Here is a 2,622-nt window from a genome sequence, read left to right as displayed (position 1 = left end):
TGTATGTCAAAGAAAAGAACATGGATCCAAAAAGCAAGTTATGGTATGTGCCTCGGTACCTTATTATTCAGCCCAGCGGAGAGCTGGCTAGAAGATCAGCACCCCATCGAGGCATTGACGCAAAAAGAATCAACCCAGAATCGTCTGTGTCTGCGGAGCAATTAGCGACAATCACGACTTTAGGAGATACTCCCGAAAGGCCGATAGCAGACTTGACGGGCATTCAACGACAGTCTAAACCAAACGAATTAAATGAAAGCGTTTTCTTTATCGGTTTTTGACAAGGAATGTCTTATTTTGTATACAGCAATTGCATGTGAAAACAGATACAATTAAAATGGAGCGGCGATGAGGCTGTCAAAAAGTCTTTTCAATAAACTACGAGGAACAAGAAACGTAATAGAGGAGGAATGAAGTCGAATGTCAATTATTCAAAAAGGAAGGAAGCGCCAAGTGTGGATGAACTTAGGGCTTGCAGGAGTGCTAGGCACGAATGGCTGTTTACCTTATGCTGTACCTACAAATGAGGTTCAAGCAGTGGAAACAACGCAAACAGAAAGGGAAACGAAAGTAACCACCATACCAGCAGGAAGTACTTTTGCGAGTATTTTTCCGAGTTACAAATTAGCATTGCAAGTGGCGATGGAGATCTATCCACAAACGCGTCCAGACAAAATAGATGTAAAAAAAGAGGTCACACAAGCAGAATTAGATCGAGTGACAATCATCGAAGATGATCCTGCACTGGGCGACCCTATCGGTAACATCGAAGGGGTCCAGTACCTTCGGAATTTAGAGGACTTATGGATTGGTATAGCAGGTGGTTTTAAAGGAAAGGTAGAGAATTTAGACGTACTTTCTAATCTAACGAAATTGAAAGTATTAGCGGTAAAAAACCAAGCAATTTCAGATATTTCAGGGATAAAAAACCTAACTAACCTGACGTATCTGAATTTAACCGATAATAAAATCACAGATGCTGATCCGCTTGCTGGATTAACTAAACTAGAATACATTGGTCTAGATGCACGAAATAACATCCAGAGCTTGGAGCCTTTTCGGCAGCTGACGCACCTGAAGAAGCTGTATTTGAGTGCGAGTGTCAGTGACTTCCGACCGTTACAACATTTACCTTTAATTCAAGACCCCGGTAGTACGTGGCAGTTGTGGGGAGAGGTTAAACTGCCCGACGCCTATGTTGGGGAGCCTGTTTTTATGCAGGCGTTTGATCCCATGGGGGAACAAGTGATGTTTGGTGGGGTTACGGTGGATGGGAAATGGGAAGGTATGGAAGCGTATGATGGGAAATACGCAACGTACAGTAAAGCTGGGATGGGAAAGGTTTCTTTTGGACAAAGTCCGCCAGGTTCGAGTGGTTCTCGTCGCTTTATTAGTGTCGATTTTAAGCAACGAGTGTTGCCTGCGAAAGCCACCGTTCAGCCTGTCACCGTCCGTTATGTGGATGAAAAAGGCGAAGTTTTAGCGCCAGAGGAGCGTTTAACGGGAGTACTGGGCGAAGCGTATGAAGCCCAAGCCAAAACGATTAACGACTATCAACTCACCAAAGAACCAGCGAATCGGGTGGGGACTTTCGGCACTGAGGCGCAAACGGTGACCTTTGTCTATACCAAGGAAGCCGTCCCTGTCAGCCGAGCGGTCACAGTGCGTCATCTAGATATCGAAGGGAAGGTTGTAGCACCAGAAGAAGTGTTGACAGGGGCTATAGGGGATACGTATGAAGCTAAAGCCCAGGTTATTGCAGGATATCGTCTTGTCACGACACCCACCAATCAAATGGGCACCTTTGGTACAGAAGCACAAACGGTGACCTTTATCTATGCGCAAGAGACGGCCCCACCTATGGCACAACCCGTCACGGTACAGTATGTCGATGACCAAGGGCAAGCCCTGACACAAGAGGAAACCTTGACTGGAGCATTGGGTGCTCTATATCAAGCTGAGCCTAAAACAATTCCAGGCTATCAACTGACGAGCCTGCCAAGTAATCATACAGGGACTTTCCAAGCCGTGGCACAAACCGTTCGCTTTGTCTATACCAAACAAGCGTTGCCAGTAGCGCAACCTGTCACGGTAGAACATGTGGATGCCCAAGGGAAAGCTGTAGCGGAAGAAGATATTCTGCAGGGGCACGCAGGGGAGACGTATCATGCGAAAGCCAAAGTGATTCCAGGGTACCATGTCTCCGAACACCCAGCGAACGTGACGGGAATCTTTGGCCCATTTGTGCAAACGGTGCGCTTTGTCTATGCCCCAGACGAGCCCATCGAAGCGATGGATCCAGTGGAGGAGGAGCCTACCACACCACCGAAGCCTTCCCTACCATCTCCTGTGACAGAGGATACAAGGACACCATCCGTCTCTTCACCGACACAGGTGTCCTCCGAAGCAAGTCCATCGGTGGTGCCAGTTGTGCCAGGACCGACCCTGCCCTCATTGGGGGAGCGTGCCACGCATGCCATCGGATGGGGATTCGCTTTGTTGGTAGTAGGCACTTGGCTACTCCTTCGTTATCCATCAAGCAAGTGTAAAAGGAGCTAAATGTATGTCAAAGAAAAGAACATGGATCCAAAAAGCAAGTTATGGTATGTGCCTCGGTACCTT

General features: G+C 47.4%; 1 protein-coding gene. It reads left to right on the top strand.

Annotated elements, in window-relative coordinates:
- Positions 1–420: 420 nt before the first annotated feature.
- Entirely contained in the window at positions 421–2,559 is a 2,139-nt protein-coding gene (locus EP57_RS16465; protein ID WP_052167586.1) for a MucBP domain-containing protein, read from the top strand.
- Positions 2,560–2,622 lie beyond the last annotated feature (63 nt).

It is taken from the genome of Listeria booriae (assembly GCF_000766865.1).
Taxonomy (GTDB): Bacteria; Bacillota; Bacilli; order Lactobacillales; family Listeriaceae; genus Listeria_A; species Listeria_A booriae.
The sequence above is the reverse complement of the archived record's forward strand: the minus strand, read 5'-3'. Positions and strand labels throughout refer to the sequence as shown.

Bases quoted from the DNA above. Each gene is read 5' to 3' on its own strand.
- EP57_RS16465 (WP_052167586.1), top strand. From the start codon at position 421: ATGTCAATTATTCAAAAAGGAAGGAAGCGCCAAGTGTGGATGAACTTA.